The 20,096-nt window shown below is 65.2% G+C and carries 18 protein-coding genes; 14 read left to right on the top strand and 4 right to left on the bottom strand.

Annotated elements, in window-relative coordinates:
- Positions 1 to 49: 49 nt before the first annotated feature.
- Both ileS and A4R29_RS10370 read left to right on the top strand, forming a co-directional pair.
- A complete protein-coding gene (gene ileS, locus A4R29_RS10365; RefSeq protein WP_063171847.1) occupies positions 50 to 3,013 on the top strand; it encodes an isoleucine--tRNA ligase in 2,964 nt (987 codons plus the stop codon).
- A 207-nt stretch (positions 3,014 to 3,220) separates the two neighbouring features.
- Entirely contained in the window at positions 3,221 to 3,892 is a 672-nt protein-coding gene (locus tag A4R29_RS10370; protein WP_082827370.1) for a hypothetical protein, read from the top strand.
- 36 nt (positions 3,893 to 3,928) lie between these two features.
- Here A4R29_RS10370 and A4R29_RS10375 read toward each other — a convergent pair whose 3' ends face one another.
- Complete coding sequence (locus A4R29_RS10375; RefSeq protein ID WP_063171849.1) at positions 3,929 to 4,378, bottom strand: nucleoside deaminase; 450 nt, start codon at positions 4,376 to 4,378, stop codon at positions 3,929 to 3,931.
- Between the two features lie 182 nt (positions 4,379 to 4,560).
- On the opposite strand from A4R29_RS10375, the gene A4R29_RS10385 reads away from it, so the two are divergent.
- The 5 genes from A4R29_RS10385 (at position 4,561) to A4R29_RS10405 (ending at position 11,042) form a co-directional block, all read left to right on the top strand.
- Positions 4,561 to 6,597, top strand: coding sequence for a pseudouridine synthase (locus A4R29_RS10385; RefSeq protein ID WP_063171851.1), 2,037 nt, complete (start codon positions 4,561 to 4,563; stop codon positions 6,595 to 6,597).
- Positions 6,594 to 7,148 carry a 16S rRNA (guanine(966)-N(2))-methyltransferase RsmD gene (gene rsmD, locus A4R29_RS10390; protein ID WP_013532356.1) on the top strand — a complete coding sequence of 185 codons (555 nt, stop codon included), beginning with the start codon at positions 6,594 to 6,596 and terminating at the stop codon, positions 7,146 to 7,148. The genes A4R29_RS10385 and rsmD overlap by 4 nt, the downstream gene beginning before the upstream one ends.
- 122 nt (positions 7,149 to 7,270) lie before the next feature.
- Complete coding sequence (locus tag A4R29_RS10395) at positions 7,271 to 8,659, top strand: M16 family metallopeptidase (RefSeq protein ID WP_063171852.1); 1,389 nt, start codon at positions 7,271 to 7,273, stop codon at positions 8,657 to 8,659.
- Positions 8,659 to 10,176 carry a M16 family metallopeptidase gene (locus A4R29_RS10400; protein WP_244506942.1) on the top strand — a complete coding sequence of 506 codons (1,518 nt, stop codon included), beginning with the start codon at positions 8,659 to 8,661 and terminating at the stop codon, positions 10,174 to 10,176. The genes A4R29_RS10395 and A4R29_RS10400 overlap by 1 nt, the downstream gene beginning before the upstream one ends.
- Entirely contained in the window at positions 10,173 to 11,042 is an 870-nt protein-coding gene (locus A4R29_RS10405) for a patatin-like phospholipase family protein (RefSeq protein WP_063171854.1), read from the top strand. Before A4R29_RS10400 ends, A4R29_RS10405 begins: the two co-directional genes overlap by 4 nt.
- 41 nt (positions 11,043 to 11,083) lie before the next feature.
- Here A4R29_RS10405 and A4R29_RS10410 read toward each other — a convergent pair whose 3' ends face one another.
- Both A4R29_RS10410 and efp read right to left on the bottom strand, forming a co-directional pair.
- The gene (locus A4R29_RS10410) at positions 11,084 to 11,626 is read right to left on the bottom strand and encodes a dihydrofolate reductase family protein (protein ID WP_063171855.1); all 543 of its coding nucleotides are present in this window, start codon (positions 11,624 to 11,626) and stop codon (positions 11,084 to 11,086) included.
- A gap of 179 nt (positions 11,627 to 11,805) precedes the next feature.
- Positions 11,806 to 12,375: an elongation factor P gene (gene efp / locus A4R29_RS10415; protein WP_013532351.1), complete on the bottom strand. Its 570-nt coding sequence runs from the start codon at positions 12,373 to 12,375 to the stop codon at positions 11,806 to 11,808.
- A gap of 117 nt (positions 12,376 to 12,492) precedes the next feature.
- Between efp and epmA the strand changes: the two genes are divergently transcribed.
- Entirely contained in the window at positions 12,493 to 13,533 is a 1,041-nt protein-coding gene (gene epmA / locus A4R29_RS10420; RefSeq protein WP_063171856.1) for an EF-P lysine aminoacylase EpmA, read from the top strand.
- Between the two features lie 113 nt (positions 13,534 to 13,646).
- Positions 13,647 to 14,897 (top strand): NAD(P)/FAD-dependent oxidoreductase, encoded by a 1,251-nt coding sequence (locus tag A4R29_RS10425; protein ID WP_082827371.1) that lies wholly within the window; start codon positions 13,647 to 13,649, stop codon positions 14,895 to 14,897.
- Between the two features lie 23 nt (positions 14,898 to 14,920).
- Here A4R29_RS10425 and A4R29_RS10430 read toward each other — a convergent pair whose 3' ends face one another.
- The gene (locus A4R29_RS10430; RefSeq protein WP_013532348.1) at positions 14,921 to 15,337 is read right to left on the bottom strand and encodes a VOC family protein; all 417 of its coding nucleotides are present in this window, start codon (positions 15,335 to 15,337) and stop codon (positions 14,921 to 14,923) included.
- Positions 15,338 to 15,503: 166 nt separating this feature from the next.
- Here A4R29_RS10430 and A4R29_RS10435 point away from each other — a divergent pair, with 166 nt between their 5' ends.
- The 5 genes from A4R29_RS10435 to waaA all read left to right on the top strand — a co-directional run bounded on the left by A4R29_RS10435 (position 15,504) and on the right by waaA (position 20,096).
- Positions 15,504 to 16,847 (top strand): TldD/PmbA family protein, encoded by a 1,344-nt coding sequence (locus tag A4R29_RS10435; protein WP_063171858.1) that lies wholly within the window; start codon positions 15,504 to 15,506, stop codon positions 16,845 to 16,847.
- Positions 16,834 to 17,637 carry a 3'(2'),5'-bisphosphate nucleotidase CysQ gene (locus A4R29_RS10440; protein ID WP_013532346.1) on the top strand — a complete coding sequence of 268 codons (804 nt, stop codon included), beginning with the start codon at positions 16,834 to 16,836 and terminating at the stop codon, positions 17,635 to 17,637. The genes A4R29_RS10435 and A4R29_RS10440 overlap by 14 nt, the downstream gene beginning before the upstream one ends.
- Positions 17,638 to 17,740: 103 nt before the next feature.
- Complete coding sequence (locus A4R29_RS10445) at positions 17,741 to 17,986, top strand: DUF4170 domain-containing protein (RefSeq protein WP_013532345.1); 246 nt, start codon at positions 17,741 to 17,743, stop codon at positions 17,984 to 17,986.
- Between the two features lie 5 nt (positions 17,987 to 17,991).
- Positions 17,992 to 18,783 carry a lysophospholipid acyltransferase family protein gene (locus A4R29_RS10450; protein WP_013532344.1) on the top strand — a complete coding sequence of 264 codons (792 nt, stop codon included), beginning with the start codon at positions 17,992 to 17,994 and terminating at the stop codon, positions 18,781 to 18,783.
- Positions 18,780 to 20,096 (top strand): lipid IV(A) 3-deoxy-D-manno-octulosonic acid transferase, encoded by a 1,317-nt coding sequence (gene waaA / locus A4R29_RS10455; RefSeq protein ID WP_063171859.1) that lies wholly within the window; start codon positions 18,780 to 18,782, stop codon positions 20,094 to 20,096. The genes A4R29_RS10450 and waaA overlap by 4 nt, the downstream gene beginning before the upstream one ends.

Raw genomic sequence — 20,096 nt, forward strand, 5'->3', positions numbered from 1 at the left:
GTTCACGCCCGAGCTTGTACGCCCGCCGGGCAATGCACATGGCAGACCAATGACCGACACAACTGAAACGATCGACTATTCCAAGACGCTTTATTTGCCGCAGACGGACTTCCCGATGCGCGCCGGCTTGCCGGAGAAGGAGCCGCTGCTGGTCAAGCGCTGGCAGGACATGGATCTCTACCGCAAGCTGCGCGAGAGCGCTGCCGGCCGCACGAAATACGTGCTGCATGACGGCCCGCCCTACGCCAATGGCAACATCCATATCGGCCATGCACTGAACAAGATCCTCAAGGACGTTATCACCCGCTCGTTCCAGATGCGCGGTTACGACTCGAACTATGTGCCCGGCTGGGACTGTCACGGCCTGCCGATCGAATGGAAGATCGAGGAGCAGTACCGCGCCAAGGGCAAGAACAAGGACGAGGTGCCGGTCAACGAATTCCGCAAGGAATGCCGCGAATTCGCCGCGGGTTGGATCACGGTGCAGGGGGCCGAGTTCCAGCGCCTCGGCGTCATCGGCGACTTCAAGAACCCCTATACGACGATGGCTTTCCATGCCGAGTCGCGCATCGCCGGCGAGCTGTTGAAGTTCGCCATGTCGGGCCAGCTCTATCGCGGCTCCAAGCCGGTGATGTGGAGCGTGGTCGAGCGCACGGCGCTGGCCGAGGCTGAGATCGAATACCACGACTATGAGAGCGACACGATCTGGGTGAAGTTTCCGGTCGCCAGCCTTGTCCGCCCCATTGACGATGGCCAGACCAAGCTGACGGAGGGCGCCCTCGATCTGCTGCAGGCCCACGTCGTCATCTGGACGACGACGCCGTGGACGATCCCAGGCAACCGCGCCGTCAACTATTCGCCGCGTATAAATTATGGCCTCTACGAGGTCACGGCAGCCGAGAACGCGTTCGGCCCGCAGCCGGGCGAAAAGCTGATCTTTGCCGACGCACTGGCCGAAGACTCCTCGGCCAAGGCCAAGGTCACCTTGAATCGTCTCCGCAGCGTCTCGGCGCAAGAGCTTGGAAGCCTTACGCTTTCACATCCGCTCAAGGGCTTGGGCGGCGGCTACGAATTTGCCGTTCCGATGCTCGCCGGCGACCATGTCACCGACGATGCCGGCACCGGCTTCGTCCACACCGCGCCCGGACACGGCCGCGAGGACTTTGACGCCTGGATGGACGCGGCGGTGGATCTGCGTGCACGCGGCATCGATCCCGCCATCCCGTTCACCGTCGACGATGGCGGCTTCTTCACCAAGGACGCGCCGGGTTTCGGACCGGACCGCGAGGGTGGGCCGGCGCGCGTCATCGACGACAACGGCAAGAAGGGCAACGCCAACCAGGCCGTCATCGACGAGCTGATCAGACGCAACGCGCTGTTCGCGCGTGGCCGGCTGAAGCACAGCTATCCGCATTCATGGCGGTCCAAAAAACCGATCATCTTCCGCAACACGCCGCAATGGTTCGTCTATATGGACAAGGACCTCGGCGACGGCTCGACGTTGCGCAGCCGGGCGCTCAAGGCCATCGACGAAACCCGTTTCGTGCCCGCCGCCGGCCAGAACCGCATCCGCGCCATGATCGAGGAGCGCCCGGACTGGGTGCTGTCGCGCCAGCGCGCCTGGGGCGTGCCGATCGCCGTCTTCGCCGATGTCGACGGCAATGTGCTGAAGGACGAAGCGGTCAACCAGCGCATCATGGACGCCTTCGAGAAGGAGGGCGCCGACGCCTGGTTCGCCGCTGGCGCCAAGGAGCGTTTCCTTGGCAATCACGATGCCTCCAAATGGAAGCAGGTGATGGACATCCTCGACGTCTGGTTCGATTCGGGCTCGACGCATGTCTTCACGCTGGAGGATCGCCCTGACCTGAAATGGCCGGCCGACGTCTATCTCGAAGGCTCCGACCAGCATCGCGGCTGGTTCCATTCCTCGCTGCTGGAAAGCTGCGGCACCAGGGGCAGGGCGCCTTACGATACTGTCGTCACCCATGGTTTCACCATGGACGAGGATGGCCGCAAGATGTCGAAGTCGCTCGGCAACACCGTGGTGCCGCAGGACGTCATCAAGCAGTCGGGCGCCGATATCCTGCGTCTGTGGGTGGTGACGACCGACTACTGGGAGGACCAGCGGCTCGGCAAGAACGTGCTGCAGACCAACATCGATGCCTACCGCAAGCTGCGCAACACCATCCGCTGGATGCTCGGCACGCTCGCCCATGACGATGGCGAAGAGGTGCCGCTGGAGAAGATGCCGGAGCTGGAGCGGCTGATGCTGCACCGGCTGGCCGAGCTCGATGAGGTCGTGCGCTCGGGCTACGACGCTTTCGAGTTCAAGCGCATCACCCGCATGCTGCTCGATTTCATGGTGGTCGAGCTGTCCGCGTTCTATTTCGACATCCGTAAGGACGCGCTCTACTGCGACGCGCCCTCGAGCCTGAAGCGCAAGGCTTCCGTGCAGGTGGTGCGCCATCTCTTCAATTGCCTGGTGAAATGGCTGGCGCCGATGCTGCCCTTCACCATGGAGGAGGCCTGGCTCGATCGTCATCCCGACTCGGTCTCGGTGCATCTCGACCAGTTCCCGCAAATCCCGGCGGACTGGCAGAACGAGGCGTTGGCGGAAAAGTGGCGCCAGGTGCGGCAGGTGCGGCGCGTCGTCACCGGCGCGCTGGAGATCGCGCGCGCCCAGAAGGTGATCGGATCGTCGCTGGAAGCGGTGCCGGTCGTCACCATCAGCGATGCAGCGCTCGAAGCGGCGATTTCAGATGTCGACATGGCCGAGATGGCGATCACCAGCGATCTGGTCATCGCGCATGGCGAGGCACCGGCTGGTGCCTTCGCGATCGACGACGTCAGGGGTGTCGCCGTGGTGGTCGAGAAGGCCGAGGATCGCGGCCTGTTAAAATGCGCACGCTCATGGCGCTACACCGCCGATATCGGCCAGGATCCGGAATTCCCGGATGTTTCGGCCAGGGATGCGGCGGTGCTGCATGAATTGAAGGCGCTTGGCCGGCTTTGACAGGCCGGCCAGCTTGATCGGTGCACAAATGCCACGCCGGGCGGGTGAAAACCGCCCGCGCGTTGCCCTTAACGAGTGGTTGAGGTAAACACGCGAAACTCCGGAAGACAAATTGTCGCCGGATTTCCGTCGCAAGTGCTTGGACGATGGGGACCGGCCACGAGGCTGGTGGCAATCGAGAGGCTGTCTAGAGTGGGACTTTTTGGCATGACCGAGAGATATAATGCGCGCCTGGCGCTGCTGGCGCCGCTTGTCGCGTCGGGCCTCGCTTTGTCCGGCTGCATGGGCTCTCCGACCTACGGCACCGACAAGACCGCCGGCGAACAGCTGGCCGGCGATATTTCAGGCGCCTTTTCATTTGCGCCGAAGCGCAAGGAACAGATCGACTACAAGCCGCGTCCGACGCTTGTAAAGCCGGCGCCCGGCCAGAAGGAAGCGCTGCCGACCCCGCAGGACAGCATCGAGACGGCGAGCGCCGAATGGCCCGAATCGCCCGAGCAGCGCCGCGCCCGCTTGCGGGCCGATGCCACCGCCCATCAGAACGACCCGGCCTATCAGTCGGAGATCGTCGACGACGTGCAAACCGATCCGGCCTCGGTGAAAAGGGCGATGGCGGAGTCAGGCTCGAGCCACCCGCCGGCATGGACACCGGCCGATTCCGACAAGGGCCGTGCCGCCGAGATCCAGCGTCGCCTCGCCGACAGCAAGCAGGGCGATCCGAACACCCGCAAATATCTGAGCGAGCCTCCAGTGCAGTATCGTGTCGCGGCCGGCACCGCGCCGCAGAACGAGCTTGGCGAGGACGAGTACAAGAAGGAACGCCGTCTCAAGAAAGAGGCGGAAGGCAAGAAGGGCAGCGGCTGGTTCGATTGGCTGTAAGAACACCGAATTGTGTCGCCGGGCGTAGCGCCCGCTTCAGCCGCGCCGCTCCCGAAAAAATCCTTTAAGCAGCAGGCCTGCTTCGGTCTCGCCCATGCCCGGATAGATGTCGGGCGCGTGGTGGCAGGTCGGCGAGGCGAAGAAGCGCACGCCGTTGACCACCGCACCGCCCTTGTCGTCGGCGGCGCCGAAATAGAGCCGGCGCAGCCGGGCGAAGGAAATGGCGCCGGCGCACATGGCGCAAGGCTCCAGCGTCACATAGAGATCGTGCCCGGTCAGTCGCTCGGCCGACAGTTTGCGGCAGGCTTCGCGGATGACCAGCATCTCGGCATGCGCGGTCGGGTCGGCAAGTTCGCGTGTGCGGTTGCCGGCGCTGGCGACAACACCAGCGCTATTGGCGATGACGGCGCCGACCGGCACTTCGCCTCGCAAGGCGGCAGCTTCGGCCTCCTTCAGCGCCAGCGCCATGAAATCGGGCCGCTTCACGCGATTTCCACTCCGATTATCTCCTCGCCACCTGACGGTGATCCTGTTATGGAGCGCATGACCTCGAAAATCGGGACTCGGTTTTCGAAAATGATCATGCGCCACATCAAAAGTGCTACAGCGTTCGTTGCGCGCCCGAAAGGATGCGCCACGCTGTAGCAGCGCAAACGGATAAAGGCCACATGGACGACAACGACAAGAAATTCCGACCCAGGAAGGGTCCGGCCAAGAGTGGGCCGAAAGCCGCGGGACCGCGCAGCCGCGATGGCGCCGCGGGCAAGGGCGGCAAACCGTCCTTTGGCGCCAAGAAACCTTACGCACCGCGTGGCGACCGGCCGATGGCTGCCGATGGCGAGCGGCCGAAGCGCGATTTCAAGGGCGGCGACAAGCCTTTCAGCAAAGGCCCGCGTCCGGAAGGCAAGCCTTTTGAGAAACGCGAGGGGCCGCGCAAGCCCTATGCACCGCGCGGCGATCGCCCAATGGCCGCCGAAGGCGAGCGCAAGCCCTATGAAAAGCGCGAAGGACCGCGCAAGCCCTACGCACCGCGCGGCGACCGCCCAATGGCCGCTGAAGGCGAGCGCAAGCCCTACGAGAAGCGCGAAGGGCCACGCAAACCCTATGCACCGCGGGGCGACCGGCCGGCTGGGGCGGCAGCGGGCGGCGAAAAGCGCTTCGACCGTCCCAAGCGCGATTTCAGTGACCGCGCCCCGCGTGACGCCGGCGATCGCCCAAAGCGTGACTTCGCCGACCGCCCCAAGCGTGACTTCAGCGATCGCCCGAAGCGGGATTTCAACGATCGGCCGCAAGGGGCGTCAGGCGGCAGCTTCAAGCCACGCCCGCGTCCCGCCGAGGCTGCGGAAGAGGCAGGCGAGCGCATCGCCAAGCGGCTGGCCCGCGCCGGCCTCGCCTCGCGCCGCGATGCCGAGGAGCTGATTGCCGCCGGCCGCGTCAAGGTCAATGGCCGCGCCCTGACTTCACCGGCCTTCAACGTGATGCCTGATGACATCATCCATCTCGACGGTATGGAAATCCCGCCGATCGAGCGCACAAGGCTGTTCCTGTTCCACAAGCCGGCCGGCGTCGTCACCACCAACCGCGATCCCGAGGGCCGCAAGACCGTCTTCGACGTGCTGCCGGCTGAATTGCCGCGGCTGATGACCATCGGCCGGCTCGACATCAACACCGAAGGCCTGCTGCTGCTCACCAATGATGGCGGCCTGTCGCGCGTGCTCGAACTGCCGGCCACCGGCTGGCTGCGCCGCTACCGCGTGCGCGTCCACGGCAAGGTCGAGGAAAGCGCGCTTGCCGGCCTGCGTGAAGGCATTGCCGTCGACGGCGTGTTTTACGGCGCCATCGAAGCGACGCTCGACCGTGAGCAAGGCACCAATGCCTGGCTGACGATTGGCCTGCGCGAGGGCAAGAACCGCGAAGTCAGGAACATCCTGGGTTCGCTCGGCCTCGACGTGACGCGGCTGATCCGTATCTCCTACGGGCCGTTCCAACTCGATGACCTCGCCGAGGGCCATGTGCTGGAGATCAAGGGCAGGGTGTTGCGCGACCAGCTTGGCGAGCGCCTGGTCGAGGAATCCGGCGCCAATTTCGACGCCGATGTCACCAAGCCGTTTTCCAACAAGCCGGTGCGGCGCACCGAAGTTCGCGAGCCGGAGCCGGAACGGCCGAAATTCACCCGCGATGGCGAGCGCCGCCCGATCGGCGAGGGCGGGTTGATCAAGAATCGCAAGCGCCGCGAAGGCAGCCGCGATGAGGCTCTGGGCAAACTGTCGACAAGCCCCGACAGAAACGCTGAGAAGAGTTTTGGCGAACGCGCCCCGCGTCCCGAACGCAGCTTTGGCGACAAGCCGCGGGGCAATTTCGGCGACAAACCGCGCGTTGGCTTCGGCGACAAGCCGCGTGGTGCTTTTGGTGGCAAGCCGGGCGGTGGCAAAAAGTCCGAGCGCGAGCAGCGGCCGATCGAGCCGCCCGGCCAGCGCAAGGCCAATGTCTGGATGGCGCCAGGCGCGCGACCGATCGGCAAGGGCAGGGCCGAAGCTGACGCCGCCAAGGCGGCTGACGCCAAGGCGCGCAAGGCCTCGTTCAAACCGACCTATGGCAAACCGGCCGGTGCAAAGCCGTTCGGCAAGCCGCGCGGCGAACGTCCGGGCGGGGCTGGCGGCGGTGAGCGTCCGCGCAACGGTCCCCGAGGCCCCAAAGCGAGATGAGAATCGTCGGCGGTGAGTTTCGCGGGCGTCCGTTGGCGACGCCGCGCTCGAGCGCCATCCGTCCGACGACCGATCGTACCCGCGAGGCGGTCTTCAACGTGCTGGCGCATCGCTTTGCCGAGCAATTGGACGGGGCACGCGTGCTCGACCTGTTCGCCGGCACCGGCGCGCTGGGACTCGAAGCGCTGTCGCGCGGTGCCTCCTACGGTGTCTTCATCGAGGAATCGGCGGAAGGCCGTGGCCTGATCCGCGACAATGTCGAGGCCTTCGGGCTGACCGGCCGCACCAAGATCTTCCGCCGCGATGCCACCGGCCTCGGCGAGGCCGGCACGCTGGCGCCGTTCGGCCTTGTCTTCGCCGACCCGCCCTATGGCAAGGGCCTTGGCGAGCGCGCCTTGCAGTCGGCCAAAGCCGGCGGCTGGCTTCGCCCCGGCGCGCTGTGCGTGGTCGAAGAGGCCGCGGTGGCGTCCTTCGAGCCAGGCCCCGGCTTTTCGGTGCTGGACGAACGCAACTATGGCGAGACCGTCATCCGCTTCATCGAGGCGTCCTGATACGCCTCGTATCCTTGGCCGGCATCCATGGGCCGGCCTCTTTGCCGGCAACATGATCAACAAATCACTTTGCTTGTCGCCAGCACCTTGCCTATCGTCTGTCGACAGAACCGGAGCCGTTGATGACATCCAGGATTGAATGGCTGCGGGGAACGCTGTTGGCGACCTCCTTGGCTTTTGTCACGACCAGCCCAGTGCTGGCCGAGAGCCCCGTCTTGCCCAACACGGTTCCGGCCGAGTTCAAGGTCACGGATTTCCTGCTCGACAACGGCATGGAGGTGGTCGTCATTCCCGACCACCGTGCGCCGATCGTCACCCACATGGTCTGGTACAAGATCGGCAGCGCCGACGAGCCGCCCGGCAAATCCGGCATCGCGCATTTCTTCGAACATCTGATGTTCAAGGCAACGACCAACCATGCGGCCGGCGAGTTCGACCGCGCCGTCTCCGATATCGGCGGATCCAACAACGCCTTCACCTCCTATGACTACACCGCTTTCCACGAGACGGTGGCGCCGTCGGCACTCGGGCTGATGATGAGCTTCGAGGCTGACCGCATGCGCAACCTCATCCTCACCGACGATGTCATCAAGACCGAGCGCGACGTCATCCTCGAGGAGCGCCGCTCGCGTATCGACAACAGCCCCGAGGCTGTGCTGGACGAGGAGGTCGATGCGACGCTGTGGCAGAACCAGCCCTATCGCATTCCGGTCATCGGCTGGATGCAGGAGATGCAGCAGCTGAACCGCGTCGACGCCACCGCCTTCTACGACAAATACTACCGGCCCAACAACGCCGTGCTGATCGTCGCCGGCGATGTCGAACCGGACACGGTGCGGGCGCTGGCCGAAAAGACCTATGGCAAGGTGGCGCGCGGCCCCGATCTGCCGCCCCGCATCCGCCCGGTCGAGCCGGAGCAGAACACCAAGCGCACGGTCACGCTCTCCGACGCGCGCGTCAGCGTGCCGAGCTTTTCCACGCAATGGGTGGTGCCGTCCTATCATTCGGGAAAGCCGGGCGAGGCGGAAGCGCTCGACCTCTTGGCGGAGATCCTCGGCGGCGGCAATCGCAGCCGGCTGTACCAGGCGCTCGTCGTCCAGCAAGGTATCGCATCCAGCGCCGGCGCCTTTTTCCAGGGCACCATGCTCGACGACACCAACTTCACCGTCTACGGCGCGCCGCGCGGCGATGCCAGGATTTCCGACGTCGAAACGGCGGTCGATGCGGAGGTGGTGCGCATCGTCCGGGATGGCGTGACGCCATCGGAACTGGAAAAGGCCAAGGACCGCTATGTCAGGTCGATGATCTTTGCCCGCGACAAGCAGGATTCCATGGCCAACATCTACGGTTCGACGCTGGCCACCGGCGGCAATGTGCAGGACGTCCAGCAATGGACGGACCGCATCCGCAAGGTCACCGCAGACGAGGTCAAGGCGGTCGCCGCGCGCTATCTGGTGCTCGCCCGGTCGACCACCGGCTATCTCTTGCCGCAGCAACAGGCGGGGAATTGATGATGAATTCGATCCCCATGAGCGAGGCAGCCCCCTCATCCGGCCGCTTCGCGGCCACCTCCCCACTGGGGAGAAGAGGCTGGCGCCAGCGCTGGCAAGCTCCTCTCCCCGTCGGGGAGAGGTCAGCCGAGCAAAGCGGAGGCTGGGTGAGGGGGAGCGCCGGCTTCCGCGATCGGTCGCTGCCGACGATTGCCGCATGGCGTGCACTCACCACCCTCTTTCTCTCCATCCTCTTCCTCATCCTGCCGGCGCTCACCGCGCGGGCCATGGAGATCCAGTCCGTCACCTCGCCAAAGGGCATCACCGCCTGGTTGGTCGAGGATTATTCCGTGCCGGTCGTCGCCATCCGCTTCGTTTTTGGCGGCGGCTCGACGCAGGATCCTGTCGGCAAGGAAGGGCTGGCCAATCTGATGACCGGCCTGTTCGACGAAGGCGCCGGCCCGCTCGATAGTGAAGACTTCCAGATCAAGCTCGACGATGCCGGCGCCGAGATGAGCTTCGACGAGAGCCGCGACGGCATCTACGGCTCGATGCGCATGCTGGCCGAGCAGCGCGACCAGGCCTTCGACCTGCTGCGGCTGGCGGTCAACGAGCCGCGCTTCGACCAGTTGCCGATCGACCGCATCCGTTCCCAGATCCTGTCCGGCATCATCGCCGGCGAAAACGACCCGGACACGGTGGCGCAGAACAAATGGGCGCGCGCCCTCTATGGCGACCATCCCTATTCCCGCTCCGATCAGGGCACCAAGGAAAGCATCGCCGCCATCACGTCCGATGATCTGAAAGCCCTGCACAAAGCGGTGTTCGCGCGCGGCGGCCTGCATGTCGCCGTGGTCGGCGCCATCGACGCGGAGACGCTGAAGAAGAAGCTCGACATGGTGTTCGGCGACCTGCCGCAGAACCAGGCGCTGAGGCCTGTGGCCGATATCGACCCGAAGCTGGCGCAGCATATCGAGGTCGACTACGACCTGCCGCAGACCTCCCTGCAGCTCGCCTTTCCCGGCGTGAAGCGCAAGGCGGCGGATTTCTTCCCCGCCGTGCTGATGAACGAGATCCTCGGCGGCGGCACCTTCACCTCGCGCCTGTTCCAGGAAGTGCGCGAAAAGCGCGGACTGGCCTACAGTGTCAACTCCTCGCTCATCAACCAGGACCACGCTAACGCGCTGATCGTCAGCACCGGCACCCGGTCCGACCGTGCGGCCGAGACGCTTGGCATCGTCCGCGATGTGGTCAAGCAATTGGCCGAACAAGGCCCGACCGAAGCGGAACTGGCGGCGACCAAGAAATACATGATCGGCGCCTACGCCATCAACAATCTGGACTCGTCCAGCGCCATCGCCTCGACATTGGTCGAGTTGCAGCTCGACGATCTCGGCATCGACTACATGCAGCGCCGCGCCGGCTACATCAACGCGGTGACGCTCGAACAGGTCAAGGCGGCGGCGAAAAAGCTGCTGACCACCGAGCCGACCATCATGATCATCGGCCCGAAACTGGCCGGAGCCGGCAAGGGATGAGCCCCACCTTCGGCATCGCCTTCGGCGGCGGCGGCGCGCGCGGGCTGGCGCATATCCATGTCATCGAGGCGCTGGACGAGCTCGGCATCAGGCCGGTGGCGATTGCCGGCTCGTCGATCGGCGCCATCATGGGCGCCGGCATGGCATCGGGCATGACCGGCAGGGACATCCACGACTATGCCCGCTCTATCCTCGGCCGCCGCGCCGAGGTGGCCAGCCGCATGTGGCGGGCGCGGCCGGGCACGATAGCCGAAGCCATGCAGAACGGCATCCGCGTCAGCCAGTTCAATGTCGAACGCATCCTGAAAGCCTTTCTGCCCGAGGCCATCCCCGAAACCTTTGCCGAGCTGAAGATCCCGCTGAAGGTGACGGCGACCGACTATTTCGGTCACAAGCTGGCCGTCTTCGAAGACGGCGACCTGCACTCCGCGCTGGCGGCGTCAGCGGCCATCCCTGCCGTGTTCCGTCCGGTGATGCGAGACGGCAGGCTGCTGATCGACGGCGGCATCTACAACCCCGTGCCGTTCGACCTGATCGAGAACGACGCCGACATCATCATCGGCGTCGACGTCGTCGGCGCACCGGAAGAGGCCGACCGCAAACAGCCGACCTCCGTCGACCTGATGTTCGGCGCCACGCAATTGATGATGCAGTCGATCATCGCCAACAAGCTGAAGCAATGCCGCCCCGACATCCTGGTCCGCCCGGCAGTGTCGAGATACCGCGTCCTCGATTTCCTGAAGATCGACGCGCTGATGAACGAGACGGTGGATATCAAGGACGAACTGAAGCGGCAGGTGGAGAAGGCGGTGGAGGCGAGGAATAGCGCCGCCATCAAGGGGAGACGGGGCAAGCAGGTCGGGTGAGGATGCATCTTCCCCATTCGATCTGAAAGGCTCCAACCGATTTACGACTTCGCCGCCACCGGCGCATACTCCAGCGCCACAACGCCGTTGCTGAACGGCGTGGCCGAAATCAGTTCGAGCGACGCCGGTTCGCCGCCTGGGAACAGCGGCTTGCCCTGGCCGACGGTGCCGGGATAACTGAGCAGCCTGACGCGGTCGACCAGGCCATGGCGCAGCAATTCCTGCGCGACGCTGAGGCTGCCATGCACATAGATGTTGCCGCCGCTGCCTTGCTTCAGCGTCCTGACCGCTTCCGGCAGCGGTCCCTTCAGCAATTCGGCAGGCTTCCAGTCGAGCGCCTTCAGGCTGTTCGACGCGACATATTTCGGCAGCGCGTTGAACCGTTCGGCAAAATCTCCGGTTTCCGTCGGCCAGGAGCCGGCAAAGATCTCATAGGTCGTGCGCCCCAAAAGCATGGCGCCGCTATCGGCAAGCTCGTCCTCCTTGAACCTGTTCATCTCGTCGTTCCAGGTCACGCTTGGCAGCTTCTCGACCTCGGCAATGCCATCGACGCTGATGAATTCGGTGACGATAAGTTTTCGCATGGCGTTCTCCTTCTTCGCTCAAAGGACGGACCGCGCAGGGTGTTTGCGACATGCTTCGTGAAAAATATCACTGTGCGGGCGGAGGCGCCGCGTTCAAGGGGAGACAGCGGAAGAGGACAAGGGTGAGCCCTGGTGAAACGCAGGGCTGGCCGGTAAACCCGTAACCCCACCGCTCGTCTTCAGTCCTTCGCCCGCTCCACATAAGCCCCATCGGCCGTCATCACCACCACGCGGGTGCCCGGCGCGATGTGGGGGGGCACCAGGGTGCGCACGCCGTTGGACAGCACGGCCGGCTTGTAGGACGACGAGGCCGTCTGTCCCTTGGTCGTCGGCTCGGTTTCCACCACTTCGAAGGTGGCGCGCTGCGGCAGCACCAGGGAAATGGCAATGCCGTTGAACTGCGACACCTGCACGGCCATGCCTTCCAGCAGGTAAGGCGCCATGTCGCCGACCACGGCTTCCGACACCGCCACCTGGTCGTAGGTTTCCGGGTTCATGAAGTGAAAGCCTTCGCCGTCGCGGTAGAGGAAGGTGTGCTCGCGCTCTTCGACATAGGCGCGCTCGACCTGCTCGGTGGTGCGGTAGCGTTCCGAAACCTTCACCCCGTCGCCGATGCGGCGCATGTCGAGCTGCGTTACCGGCGTGCCCTTGCCTGGGTGGATGTTTTCGGCAAAGAGGATCACATAAAGCTTGCCGTCCTTGTCGACGACATTGCCTTTGCGGAGCGAACTGGCGATGACTTTCACCACGGTTTTAAATCCTGCAAGAAGAGTTGACTGGCGTTTGCCGGCTAGTGCGGCGCTGGATGGGGGCCTACCGCATCTTGGCCGCCGCCGCCAGCCCCTTTCCACCATGTTCCGAGCCGCATGACCGAAGCTTCGCCCTGGTGGACGCCTGACGTTCACGCCGACCGCCGCCCGCGGCTGATGCTGCGCAATGGCATCGCCGCCGGCCTGCGCGACTGGTTCGCCGCCCATGATTTCGTCGAGGTGCAAACGGCGGCGCTGCAGGTCTCGCCCGGCAATGAGGCGCATCTGGCGGCTTTCGCCACGGAAGCGGTCGGGCCGGACGGTGCAAGGGCGCCACTCTATCTCCACACCTCGCCGGAATTCGCCTGCAAGAAGTTGATCGCCGCCGGTGAAACCAGGATTTTCAGCTTCGGTCCGGTCTATCGCAACCGCGAGCGCGGCCCCTTGCATCATCCCGAATTCACCATGCTCGAATGGTACAGGGTGGGCGAGGCCTATGAGAGCCTGATGCTGGATTGTGCGGCCTTTCTGGCGCTGGCCGCGACAAGGACAGGGGCGACTCTTTTCTCTTTCCGGGGCCGCGACTGCGATCCGTTTGCCGAGCCGGAACGACTGACGGTGGCGGACGCTTTCACCCGCTATTCCGGCATCGACCTGCTGGCCACGGTCGCCGCCGACGGCGGCACCGACCGCAACGCGCTGCACGCTGCCTTGACCCATGTCGGCCTGCGCACCGCGCCCGACGACAGCTGGGCCGATCTGTTCAGCCGGGTGATGGTGGAAAAAATCGAGCCATTCCTCGGGCAGGGGCGCGCGACCATCCTGTGCGAATATCCCGTCGCCGAGGCGGCACTGGCGCGGCCGAGCCAGCGCGACCCGCGCGTCGCCGAGCGTTTCGAGCTCTATTGCTGCGGCGTCGAACTCGCCAACGGCTTTGGCGAACTGACCGACGCCGACGAGCAGCGCCGGCGCTTTGTTATCGAGATGGACGAGAAGCAGCGCATCTATGGCGAGCGCTATCCGCTGGACGAGGATTTTCTCTCAGCCCTTGCCATCATGCCGCCGGCCAGCGGCATCGCACTCGGCTTCGACCGGCTGGCGATGCTGGCGACCGGCGCGCAAAAAATCGAGGACGTGATCTGGACGCCTGTCGCCTGAGGCGCGGAAAGATCTGGCCTATTCGATTCCAGCAATCAAGACTGGACCGTGACCCCGAACCAAGAGACCACATGATCGGTACTGGATTTCAAGGTCAATCGGGAAGATCTACAGTGGCTGCTTCTGAAACGGTCGAAATCGCCATTGTCGGCGCCGGAGTTGTCGGGCTGGCGACGGCACTTCGCCTTGTCGCGGACGGCCGCGAAGTCCTGCTCATCGATCCGAACGAGCCGGGCTCCGGCGCGTCGTTCGGCAATGCCGGAACGATCGCCGAATACGCCTGCATGCCGGTCGGCACTCCTGCGGTGCTGCGGGCGTTGCCAAAGCTGCTGCTTGATCCCGACAGCCCGTTTTCGCTGCGCTGGCCGGCGCTGCTGCAGCTGGCGCCATGGCTCGTTCGGTTCATGCGGCAATCGCTGCCGGCGGCCACCCGGGCCAATGCGCGGGCGCTCGCCGGACTGCTGGCCGACGCCCTTCCGGCCTGGGAAGACATGGTCGGGGAGGCCGGGCTGGAGGACCAGCTGCGCCGCAATGGCTGTCTTTACCTCTATCGCCACTTGAGCGATTTTGCCGCTGGCGCCGGCGGCCGGGCAATGCGCGCTGGGTTTGGCATCCACCAAGAGGTGCTGACTCCCGAAAAGGTGGCGGCGCTTGAGCCGGGCCTGCCGGCGACAGCAGCGCATGGCGTGTATTTTCCCGACTCGATCAATGTCACCGATCCGGCAATGGTGATGCGGCGGTTGCTGGGCGCGGTGAGTGCCCGTGGTGCATCGGTGAAGCAGGCAGAGATCACCGGGCTGCAGGTCGAGGCTGACGGTGTCCAGCTCAGCGGACCCGGCGTTCGCATCAAGGCTGGCACGGCGGTGATCGCCGCCGGTGCACGGTCGCGCGCACTGGCCGCGCAGGCCGGCGACAGGATTCCGCTCGAGACCGAGCGCGGCTATCATCTGGAATTCCAGACCGACGCGCCGCTGCTCAACCGACCTGTCTGTCCCGTCGATCTTGGTTTCTACCTGACGCCGATGGCTGGCCGCTTGCGGGTCGCCGGCACCGTCGAACTCGGCGGCCTGGTCGCGCCGCCAAATCCGCGCCGGCTGGCGCTGCTTGACCGTGGCGCCAGGCAAATTTTTCCCAGGCTCGGCTCGCCTGCCTCGCAATGGCTCGGCTTCCGGCCGTCCCTGCCGGATTCCAGGCCGGTCATCGGCGCTTCGCGCGGCAGCTCCCGCGTAATTCATGCTTTCGGGCACGGTCATCTCGGCTTGACGCTGGCTCCGATCACCGCGCGGCTGGTCGCCGACTTGATCGGCGGACGCGGCGATCCGGCTCGGCTCGCACCTTTCGCGGCGGGCCGTTTCGGCCATTGATCGATGGATGCCCTCGATCTGAGCTAGTGCGCGAAAACCTGCTCCAGCGAGCGAAAGCCCTTGAATTCCAAGGCATTGCCCGAGGGGTCGCGGATGAACAGCGTTGCCTGTTCGCCGGGCTCGCCCTTGAAGCGGACCATCGGCCGTTCCAGCCAGTCGATGTCGTCGCGCGCCTCCAGCCGTGTCGCCAGGCGCTGCCAGTCGTCCATCAAGAGCACCGCGCCGAAATGCGGGATCGGCACGACAATGCCGTCGACCTTGCCGTCGCTGGGGGCCTGTGCGGCCTGCGGCCGCAGATGCGCCGACATCTGGTGACCGTAGAGGTCGAAGTCGACCCAGGTCGCTGACGAGCGGCCGATCGCGCAGCCCAGCACCTCGCCATAGAAAACGCGGGTTTCATCGAGATCACGGACCGGGAAGGCGAGATGGAAAGGCGTCATCGAAATGCTCCGTGCAGGCTGCGAACCGATTTTGCGTCACAGGGTTCGCGGTTTGAACCGTCCGCCCTGCATTTTGATTGAAGCCTATGCCATTGCACAAGCCGGACCGGAACAATAGATGGGTGGGCAACGGCCGCACACCGGCCGCACCAGCAGGATTTCAGGCATGACCGACATATCAGACGCAGCAAAATTGACCGACCGCGTCGCGGCCCTGGTCGAGGCTGCCAAAAAGGCCGGCGCCGATGCCGCCGACGCGGTGGCCGTGCGCGGCCGCTCGACCGGTGTGTCGGTGCGTCTCGGCAAGGTCGAGGCTACCGAAGCTTCCGAAAGCGAGGATGTGGCGCTGCGCGTTTTCGTCGGCGGCCGCGTGGCGAGTGTCTCGGCGACAGCGGCGTCCGACCCGAAAACGCTGGCCGAGCGCGCCGTGGCGATGGCGAAAGTGTCGCCGCAGGATCCCTATCAAGGGCTGGCCGATCCGGCATTGCTCGCCAAACAGACGCGCGATCTCGACCTGTTCGACGCCACCGAAGTGTCGGCAGACCAGTTGAAGGAAGCCGCATTGGCGGCGGAAGCGGCAGCGCTTGCCGTCAAGGGCGTGACCAATTCGGCCGGCGCCAGCGCCGGTGCCGGGCTGGGCGGCCTGGTGCTGGCCACCTCGCACGGCTTCCTCGGCCACTATGTCGGCTCGCGTTTTTCGCGCTCGGCCAGCGTTATCGCCGGCGAGGGCACCGGCATGGAGCGCGACTATGAATTCTCCTCGCGCCAGCATTTTGCAGATCTCGATGCGCCCGAGGACATCGGCCGCAAGGCCGGCGAGCGCGCCGTGCGCCGCATCGGCGCGCGCAAGGCGGCGACCGGGCCGGTCAACGTGGTGTTCGACCCACGCGTCGCGCGCGGCATCGCCGGCCATCTCGCCGGCGCCATCAACGGCGCCTCGGTCGCGCGCAAGACCTCGTTCCTGCGCGACATGATGGGCAAGCAGGTGGCCGCCTCCGCGATCACCGTCACCGACGAGCCGCTCCGGCGACGTGGCCAGGCCTCGCGTCCGTTCGACGGCGAAGGCGTCGAGGGCGAAAAGCTGTTGATGGTCGAGAAGGGCGTGCTCAACCACTGGTTCCTGTCGACCTCGGCTGCAAGGGAGCTGGGCCTCGTCACCAACGGCCGCGGCGCACGCAGCGGCTCCTCCGTGACGCCATCCTCCACCAATCTCGCCATCGAACCCGGCGAGCGGTCGCCGGAAGAGCTGATCAAATCGCTCAAGACCGGCTTCTACGTCACCGAGGTGTTCGGCCAGGGCGTCGACATGGTCACCGGCGAATACAGCCGCGGCGCTTCCGGTTTCTGGATCGAGAATGGCGAACTGGCCTATCCCGTCGCCGAGGTCACCATCGCCTCGAACCTGAAGACGATGTTCCTCAACATGGTGCCGGCCGATGACCTCGACCGCAATTTCGGCACCGCGGCGCCGACGCTCCTGATCGAAGGCATGACCCTTGCCGGAGCATGACCTGACCACTGCCGGAGCCACCGAAGACTTGCCGCTGCTGCGCGATGCCGCCCGCGAGGCGGGGGTGATCGCCATGCGCTACTTCGGCAACAGCCCGCAAGTCTGGATGAAGGGCGGCACATCACCGGTCAGCGAGGCCGACCACGCGGCCGACGCCTATCTGCGCGAAACATTGCTGGCGGCGCGGCCGGATTATGGCTGGCTGTCGGAAGAGACAGTTGACGATCCGGTCCGGCTTTCGGCACGCCGCACCTTCGTCGTCGACCCGATCGACGGCACGCGCGGTTTCCTGGAAGGCCAGCGCACCTGGTGCGTCAGCGTCGCCGTCGTCGAGCATGGCCGCACGCTGGCCGGCGTGCTGGAATGCCCGGCGATGGAGGAGACCTATTGGGCGCTGCCCGGCCAGGGTGCTTTCCGCAACGGCAAGCGCATTGCGGTTCGCAAGCTGGCGGAAACGGCCGAGATTTCCGGGCTGAAGCAGTTGACCGACCTGATGCCTGCCGAATGGCAGGCGCGGCTGAAGCGGGCGCCTTACAGCCCTTCGCTCGCCTATCGGCTGGCCATGATCGCCAATGGCGCGCTGGACGCCACTTTCGTCAAGCCGAACGCGCATGACTGGGACATTGCAGCGGCCGACCTCATCCTGCGCGAGGCCGGCGGCCAGCTGCTCGACCAGCATGGCCGCGCTCCACTTTATGCCGGCGAGGTGACTCGTCACGGCGCCCTTGCTGCCGGCAGCGGTGAATTGCTGGCCGTGCTCGCCGGCGTCATCGCCGGTCTGGACACGTGAAAGCGTTTTCCCCGGCGAGATGAATTCATCTCGCCCTAAAGGTTCCAAAGTCGGCGGCTTTGGTCTAGACCTGTGACAAACTCACGATATGTGAAGGACCGACATGGCCGCGGAAGACGGAAAGAAACAGCTTTTGCATCTGGTGTTCGGTGGCGAACTGAAGAAGCTTGGCGGCACCGAATTCCGCGATCTCGACGGGCTCGACATCGTCGGCATCTATCCCGACTATCAATCCGCGCACACGGCGTGGAAAGCCAAGGCGCAAGCCAGCGTGGACAACGCTCACATGCGTTACTTCGTCGTTCATCTGCACCGGCTGCTGGACCCCGACAACAAGGCTGCCGGTTGACTTCGATGGAGCATGACCTGGCGAAAGGGCCAGCAAGCGATGCCGCGCCCACGGGCAGGGGACGCAGCCGCACGACCAAGGCCTTCTGGCGCAAGATTCGCCAACCGCTTGCGCAGTCGCGATTCGTCAAGAACGCCATCGCCAGCCTGTTCGCCCAGTTCGTCCGCTTCGTGCGCCTCACCAATCGCGTCGTCGAGGGATCGGCACGGTTTTCGGGCGGTGCCTATACCGAGTTCGAGCCTGGCATCATCGCCTTGTGGCACGGCCAGCATCTGCTGACGCCTGCCTATTATCCCAAGCGTAAGCCGCTGGTCGCCATGGTTTCGCGCAGCGCCGATGCCGAGCTCAACGCCTTGATGCTGGAAAAATTCGGCATCGAGGCGGTGCGCGGCTCGGGCGGGCGGGAAAATGCCAGGCACCTCGACAAGGGTGGGGCAAAAGCGCTTATCGCCCTGAAAAAGTCGCTCGCCGTCGGCAAGAACGTCGCCATGATCGCAGATATTCCGCACGGCACGCCGCGAGACGCAGGACTTGGTATCGTTCTCCTGGCTCGCCTCTCGGGCCGGCCGCTTGTGCCCGTCGCCATCACCACCAGCCGCCGCAAGGTGCTGGAGAAGAGCTGGGACAAGACCACCATCAACCTGCCGTTCGGCCGTTCGTCGATCGTCATCGGCCAGCCGATCTTCGTGGCGGCCGGCGCCGATGACGCCGAAATGGAGCGCAAGCGCCAGGAAGTGACGACAGCGCTCAATGCCGCGACCGCCGAGGCTTACCGTCTCGTGGATGCTCCGCGATGAGCGGCCGCTGGGCACGGGCCATGCTGTCGGCTTACCGATTCGCGGGTGCGGCAGCCTATCCGCTGGTCGGGCCCTACGTTGCCTGGCGCACCTCGCGCGGCAAGGAAGACCGCTACCGCCGCCGCGAGCGCTATGGCGTCGCCGGCCGCGCGCGCCCCGACGGGCCGGTGATCTGGATCCATGCCGCGAGCGTCGGCGAGACCATAGCCGTCGTGCCGCTGGTCGAAAGCATCCTCGACTACGGCGTCAACATCGTGCTGACGACCGGCACGGTCACCTCGGCGCAGGTCGCCGAAGAGCGGCTCGGTGACCGCATCATCCATCAATATGTACCGCTCGACCTCAAGCCGGCGGTCAGCCGGTTCCTCGATCACTGGCAGCCGGATCTGGCAATCATCGCCGAATCCGAGATCTGGCCGATGACCATCCTCGAGCTTGGCGCGCGACGCGTGCCGCAGGTGCTGGTCAATGGCAGGCTGTCCGACCGCTCGTTCAAATCGTGGAAGAAACGCGCCAACATCGCCGAGGCGCTGTTCGAGAACCTGGCTCACGTCGTGGCGCAGTCGGATGTCGATGGCGAGCGGTTTCTCGCGCTCGGCGCGCGGCCGGTGACGGTGTCGGGCAACCTCAAGGTGGACACGTCGCCGCCTCCGGTCGACGAACGGGCGCTGGCGACACTGCGGCGGCAGATAGGCACGCGCCCGACCTGGGCGGCGATCTCGACCCATGACGGCGAGGAAGTGGTCGCGGCTGAAGTCCACGCGACGCTGCACAAGCGCCACCATGGTCTTCTGACCATCGTCGTTCCGCGTCATCCCGATCGCGCCGAGGCGCTTGCGGCGCAGATTTCCGGCATGGGCCTGAAGGTCGCGCGGCGCAGCAAGGGCGACAGGATCACGGCCGACACCGACATATTGCTTGGCGACACGATCGGCGAGATGGGGCTCTATCTCCGGCTGACGGAAATAGCCTTCGTCGGCCGCTCGCTTACCTCCGAGGGTGGCCAGAACCCGCTGGAGCCGGCCATGCTCGACACGGCGGTTCTCGCCGGGCTCAATGTGCAGAATTTTCGCGAGGCCTACCAGCGTCTCCTCGACAGCGGCGGCGCCAAGCTGGTGCGCGATCGCGACATGCTGGCCGGCGCCGTCAATTTCCTCCTGACCAACGAAGTGGCGCGCCACGAGATGATGGCGGCAGGCATTGCGACCGTCGACGAGATGCGCGGTGCGCTGGCGCGTACGCTGAAATCGCTTGAGCCCTACATCCAGCCGCTGGTCGTCAAGTCGCGCCTGAAGGGCGCGAACGGGCGCTAG

Source organism: Mesorhizobium ciceri biovar biserrulae, from assembly GCF_001618845.1.
Classification (GTDB): Bacteria; Pseudomonadota; Alphaproteobacteria; order Rhizobiales; family Rhizobiaceae; genus Mesorhizobium; species Mesorhizobium ciceri.